The 6,128-nt window shown below is 65.5% G+C and carries 6 protein-coding genes; 4 read left to right on the top strand and 2 right to left on the bottom strand.

Going from position 1 to position 6,128, the window contains the following annotated elements:
- The 4 genes from fabF to gmk form a co-directional block, all read left to right on the top strand.
- On the top strand, window positions 1–1,211 hold a 1,211-nt coding region (fabF, locus tag EN914_RS20625; RefSeq protein WP_127389228.1), incomplete at its 5' end, for a beta-ketoacyl-ACP synthase II.
- Between the two features lie 102 nt (window positions 1,212–1,313).
- Window positions 1,314–2,579, top strand: coding sequence for an endolytic transglycosylase MltG (mltG, locus tag EN914_RS20620; protein ID WP_024504316.1), 1,266 nt, complete (start codon window positions 1,314–1,316; stop codon window positions 2,577–2,579).
- 157 nt (window positions 2,580–2,736) lie between these two features.
- A complete protein-coding gene (locus tag EN914_RS20615) occupies window positions 2,737–3,627 on the top strand; it encodes a YicC/YloC family endoribonuclease (RefSeq protein ID WP_013532513.1) in 891 nt (296 codons plus the stop codon).
- Window positions 3,628–3,630: 3 nt separating this feature from the next.
- Entirely contained in the window at window positions 3,631–4,287 is a 657-nt protein-coding gene (gene gmk / locus EN914_RS20610; protein WP_013532512.1) for a guanylate kinase, read from the top strand.
- Window positions 4,288–4,335: 48 nt separating this feature from the next.
- On the opposite strand, the gene rsmA is transcribed toward gmk, so the two are convergent.
- Both rsmA and pdxA read right to left on the bottom strand, forming a co-directional pair.
- Complete coding sequence (gene rsmA, locus EN914_RS20605; protein ID WP_024504315.1) at window positions 4,336–5,175, bottom strand: 16S rRNA (adenine(1518)-N(6)/adenine(1519)-N(6))-dimethyltransferase RsmA; 840 nt, start codon at window positions 5,173–5,175, stop codon at window positions 4,336–4,338.
- A 10-nt stretch (window positions 5,176–5,185) separates the two neighbouring features.
- A partial coding sequence (pdxA, locus tag EN914_RS20600) for a 4-hydroxythreonine-4-phosphate dehydrogenase PdxA (protein WP_127389227.1) occupies window positions 5,186–6,128 on the bottom strand: 943 nt, incomplete at its 5' end.

The following is a 6,128-nucleotide window of genomic DNA, read 5'->3' as shown; positions in this document are numbered from 1 at the left end:
GCTTTGAGCCCAGCTGGAAGGAGCTTCTGACCGGCCGCAGCGCTGCCAAGCGCATCACCGAGTTCGAGGTGGAGGACCTTGCTTGCAAGATCGCCCACGTCATTCCGCGTGGTGACGGCAGCAATGCCACCTTCAATCCCGAGGCCGTGCTCGAGCCGAAGGAATTGCGCAAGATCGGCGACTTCATCCTGTACGGGATTGCCGCCGCCGACGAGGCGCTGAAGGATTCCGGCTGGGAACCCAAGACGCATGAAGAGCAATGCGCCACCGGCGTCCTGATCGGCTCCGGCATCGGCGGCATCGAGGGCATCGCCGAGAACGCGATGATCCTCAAGGAACGCGGCCCGCGCCGCATCAGCCCCTTCTTCATCCCGGGCCAGATCATCAATCTCGTCTCCGGGCAGGTTTCGATCCGGCACGGGCTGAAAGGCCCGAACCATGCCGTCGTCACGGCCTGTTCGACCGGCGCGCACGCCATTGGCGATGCTGCCCGGCTGATCATGTGGGGCGATGCCGACGTGATGGTCGCCGGTGGCGCCGAAGCGCCGGTGACGCGGCTGTCGATCGCCGGGTTCGCCGCATGCCGGGCACTGTCGACGGAACGCAATGATTCGCCGCAAACGGCGTCGCGCCCCTATGATCGCGACCGCGACGGCTTCGTCATGGGCGAGGGCGCCGGCGTTGTCGTGCTCGAGGAGCTCGAACATGCCAAAGCGCGCGGCGCCAAGATCTATGCCGAGGTGACGGGTTATGGTCTCACCGGCGACGCGCATCACATCACGGCGCCCGCCGAGGATGGCGATGGTGCCTTCCGTTGCATGACGGCGGCACTCAACCGGGCCAAGCTTACGCCTGCCGACGTCGACTACATCAACGCGCACGGCACCTCGACCATGGCCGACACGATCGAGCTCGGCGCTGTCGAGCGGCTTGTCGGCAATGCCGCATCGAAGATTTCGATGTCGTCGACCAAGTCGTCGATCGGCCATCTGCTTGGGGCGGCCGGTGCCGCCGAAGCGATCTTCTCGATCCTTGCCATCAGGGACAATGTCGCGCCGCCGACCATCAACCTCGACAACCCCGAACGCGAAACCGCGATCGACCTGGTGCCGAACAAGCCGCGTGCCCGCCAGATCGACGTGGCGCTGTCCAATTCGTTCGGCTTTGGCGGGACCAATGCGTCGCTGGTCTTCCAGCGCTACAATGGCTGATCGTCCGGCTGCCGGGCGACGCTTTGGCGTGCCGTCAATTTTGCCATATTCGCCTCTACTCTGCCGCTGGGGATTCGTTGGGCGATCAAACGGTAGGGCGAAATGAACACAAATCCGGCAGGCAACGGAGAATTCGGGCAACGGTCGGCAACATCCGGACCGATCGTGCCGAAAACGGCCAGCGAGGCGTTGCGGCCAGAGGCCGGCACGCCGCCGCCGAAGCGCTCGCGTGCGTCACGCAGCCAGGTCGTCGTGTTCATGAACTTCGTCATCTCCTCGGTGATGCTGGTGGTTCTGGCGGCCGGCGTCGCGGTCTATTTCGGCAAGCAGGAATTCACCGAGCCCGGACCCTCCGCTAATGGCGATACCTTCCTGGTCAAGCCGAACACCGGCGTCCAGGATATCGCCGACCAGCTCGAACGCCGCGGGCTGATCAGCGATGCCCGGGTATTCCGCCTTGGCGTGCGCGCCTTCGGCAATGATTCGGCGCTGAAAGCCGGCGAGTACGAGATCAAGCCCAGGGCTTCCATGCGCGATATCATGGAGCTTCTGAAGAGCGGCAAGTCGGTGATGTATTCGCTGACCATCCCTGAAGGACTGACTGTCGACCAGGCACTGCAGCGCATCGCCGAGGAGACTGCCTTGAGCGGCGACATGCCGGCAACCACGCCGCCGGAGGGCAGCCTCGCCACCGACACGCTGCGCTTCACGCGCGGCGCGACACGCCAGCAGATGGTCGACAAGCTGCTTGCGGATCAGAAGAAACTGGTTGACGATGTCTGGCAGCGGCGCGCGCCGGACCTGCCGCTGGCCAACGTCGAAGAGTTCGTCACGCTGGCTTCGATTGTCGAGAAAGAGACGGGCAAGGGTGACGAGCGTTCACGGGTTGCCGCCGTCTTCCTGAACCGGCTTGCCAAGGGCATGCGCCTGCAATCCGATCCGACCATCATCTACGGGTTGTTCGGCGGCAAGGGAAAGCCGGCGGACCGGCCGATCTACCAGTCGGATATCCAGAAACAGACCCCCTACAACACCTATGTGATCAACGGCTTGCCGCCGACGCCGATCGCCAATCCGGGTCGTGCAGCGCTGGAGGCGGTGGCCAACCCATCGAAGACCGACGACCTCTATTTCGTCGCCGACGGCACCGGTGGGCACGTCTTTGCCGCGACGCTGGACGAGCACAACGAGAATGTCGCCCGCTATCGCGCTCTGCAGAAGAAGCAGGCGGATGACGTCGCCAAAGCCGCCAAGACGACCGGCGGCGGCGACAGCGATGCCGTCAAGCCGGCGGACGGTGGGCCGGCCGACAGTGCGCCGGCTGACGGTGCCGACGACAGCGGCGGTGACGCGGGCGCTGCCCAGTAGAATGAAGAAAGGCGTTGCCCGACAGGCGACGCCCTGACATTTGCAAGAGCGCGGCGCGTCCGATTTCGACGCGCCTGCGGCGCAGTCATTTTCAAGCAGCACTTGCTCTGTCCGGAAAGCCGGTTCGGGGCAATGTGCCAGGGACGTGTGGGGCGATATGAATTTGCAGAGCATGACCGGTTTTGCACGCGCCGTCGCCGAGCACGAAGGCACTTCGATCGCCTGGGAGGTCAAGTCCGTCAACGGCAAGAGCGTCGAAGTACGGCTGCGGCTGCCGCAAGGCTTCGAGCGGTTGGAACCGGCTGTCCGGCAGATACTTCAGAAACGTTTCGCACGCGGCAATTTTCAGGCGACGCTGACCATCGGCCGTGCCGTCGGCGCGCAGGCGCAGCCGGTCGTCAACGAAGCCTTCCTGAAGGACCTGGCCGGGCTCGCCAAGCGGCTGCAGGAGCAGTTCGGCGTTGCTGCGGCGACCTCGGATGGACTGCTGTCGCTGCGCGGCGTGCTCGACATTCCCGAAACTGTCGAAACCGAGGAGGCGAGGGCCGCGCTCGATGCCGCGATCATGGCCGCGCTCGAAGTGGCCTTGAACGGGCTTGAACAGGCACGGCAGGGCGAAGGGGCCGCGCTGGCTTTGCTGCTGTCGGGTCATATCGACACAATCGAGGCGCTGACGCTGCGGGCAGAAGTGGATCCATCCCGCGAGACCGCGGTGATCCGGGAACGCATCGCCGAGCAGGTCAGGCTGCTGATGGACGCTTCCGCCAATTTGGATGCCACCCGACTGCACATGGAGGCCGCGTTCCTGGCCACCAAGGCCGATATTCGCGAAGAGATCGACCGGCTGAAAACGCATGTCGCATCCGGCCGGGCACTGCTGGTGGGCGGCGGCGCGGTCGGTCGCAAGCTCGATTTTCTGGCACAGGAATTTAACCGCGAATCGAATACGCTGTGTTCCAAGTCGAATGCCGCCGCCATCACCGCGATCGGGCTGGACCTGAAGGCGGTGGTCGACCAGTTTCGTGAACAGATCCAGAATCTGGAGTAGCCGATGGTTGCCAAGGATTTGGGGTCCCGCATTCGCCGCCGGGGCCTGATGCTCGTCCTGTCGTCGCCGTCCGGCGCCGGCAAGTCGACGATCGCGCGCAATCTTCTGGAAAGCGATTCCAGCCTCGAACTGTCGGTCTCGGTCACCACCAGGCCGCGCCGCGGCAGCGAGATCGAAGGCGTCCACTATCATTTCCGGACGATGCGCGAATTCGAGCGGCTTCGTGATTCAGACGCGCTGCTGGAGTGGGCCGAGGTGCATGGCAATTGCTATGCGACACCGCGCGAGCCTGCCGAACTGGCGCTGTCTGAAGGGCGCGACATGCTGTTCGACATCGACTGGCAGGGCGCCCAGCAGCTCAAGGAGAAGATGCGCGCCGACATCGTCTCGATCTTCATCCTGCCGCCGTCGATGAAGGAGTTGAAGGCACGGCTGAAGCGCCGCGCCGAAGACCAGGAAGCGGTGATCGAAACGCGGTTGAAAAACGCCCGCAACGAGATCGAGCACTGGAAGGAATATGATTTCGTCATCGTCAATGACGACCTCGACCGCGCCTTCGCCGAAGTGCGCGGCATCGTCGTCGCCGAGCGGCTGAGACGCGACCGCCGGCCAGGCCTGTTCGATTTCGTCTCGGGACTGTTGGACGAGAAGACGGGCTGAGGCGGTGAAGCGCCAATCTCCCCCACGAGGGGGCAGACCGGCAGCTTCTTACACCGCGTTTGTCAACCTTACAAACTCCTCGACGCTGAGCGTCTCGGCGCGGCGTGTCGGATCGATGCCGGCGCGGTCGAGCAGGGCCTCGCCGCCGAGGCTCTTCACGCTCTGCCGCAGCATCTTGCGACGTTGGCCGAAGGCGGCTTCTGTGACGCGGCCGAGTTTCTTCACCTCGGTGGGCAGGGGCGTCAGGCGCGGCACCAGATGCACCACCGAGGAGGTGACCTTTGGCGGCGGCGTGAATGCCTGTGGCGGTACGTCGAAGGCGATCCTCGCCTCCGTCCGCCAGCCGGCAAGGACCCCCAGCCGGCCATAGCTGTCGCTGCCGGCGGGAGCGACGATGCGCTCGGCCACCTCGCGCTGGAACATCAAAGTCATCGAGGTGTAGAAAGGCGGCCAGTCGCTGACGGTCAACCAGCGCACCAGCAGCTCCGTGCCGATGTTGTAGGGCAGGTTGGCCACGATCTTGACCGGGCCGCCATTGCCGGTCGCTCGACCGGCAAGGCCCGTGAAATCCGTCTTCAGCGCATCGCCCGAAACAACCTCCAGCCGGCCGGGATAGTGGTCGGACACTTCGGCAAGAGCAGCCAGGCAACGTTCGTCGCGCTCTATGGCGATCACCTGGCGCGCTCCGTTGGCAAGCAAGGCGCGGGTCAGCCCGCCGGGACCGGGGCCGACCTCGATGACGGTTGCATCGGACAAGTCGCCGGCGGTGCGGGCGATCTTGCCGGTGAGGTTGAGGTCGAGCAGGAAATTCTGGCCGAGCGCCTTCTTCGCCTGCAGCCCATGACGCTCGATCACCTCGCGCAACGGCGGCAGCCCGTCGATGCTCATGCCCGAGATCTCATGCGGCAACCGCCTTGGTGTTCGTGTCGGCCAGCCGCCGGGCAAGCTTCAGCGCCGCTATCAGGCTGTCGGGCCGCGCCACACCCTTGCCGGCGATGTCGAAGGCCGTGCCGTGGTCGGGCGAGGTGCGGATGAAGGGCAGGCCGAGCGTGACATTGACCGCCTCGTCGAAAGCCAGCGCCTTGGCCGGGATAAGCGCCTGGTCGTGATACATGCAAAGGGCCGCGTCGTAACCAGCCCGCGCCCGGACATGGAACAACGTGTCGGCCGGCAAAGGGCCGAAAGCGTCGATGCCTTCGGCGCGCAGGATGTCGACCGCCGGGCGCACGATCCGCTCGTCCTCGAGGCCCATGGCGCCGCCTTCGCCGGCATGTGGATTGAGCCCGGCAATCGCCAGCCGTGGCCTGGCGATGCCGAAGCGGCCGGCAAGGTCGGCAGCGGTGATGCGCGCGGTGGCGACGATCAGTTCGGTGGTCAGTGCCTTCGGCACCTCGGCCAGCGCTATGTGGATGGTGACGGGAACGGTGCGCAGGTCGGGTCCTGCCAGCATCATCACCGGCATCGCCTCGACGCCGCTGTGCCGAGCCGCCAGATGCGCCAGATATTCGGTGTGGCCGGGAAAGCGAAAGCCGGCATCGTAGAGCGGCTTCTTGGCGATGGGGCAGGTGACCACGGCCGAGGCTTCGCCGGCAAGGCAATCGGCGACGGCGCGGTCGATGGCCTCGATCGTGGCGGCCGCATTGGCCGGATCCGGCTGGCCGGGGCTGTCGATGCAGCCTGCAGCCAGCGGAACGATCGGCAAGGCGCGGGCAAAGACCTGCGCCGCTTGTGCCGGGGTGGCTTCGGCGATCGGCAGCGAGAGGCCGAGCAGGCGCGCCCGGGAGGCGATCAGCGCCGGATCGGCGAGCAGGTAGAAGGGGGGCAGGGCGGCGGCTTCACGC

Origin of the sequence: Mesorhizobium sp. M7A.F.Ca.CA.001.08.2.1 (assembly GCF_003998455.1) — a bacterium.
Classification (GTDB): domain Bacteria; phylum Pseudomonadota; class Alphaproteobacteria; order Rhizobiales; family Rhizobiaceae; genus Mesorhizobium; species Mesorhizobium ciceri.
This window is presented reverse-complemented; position numbering and strand designations above follow the sequence as displayed.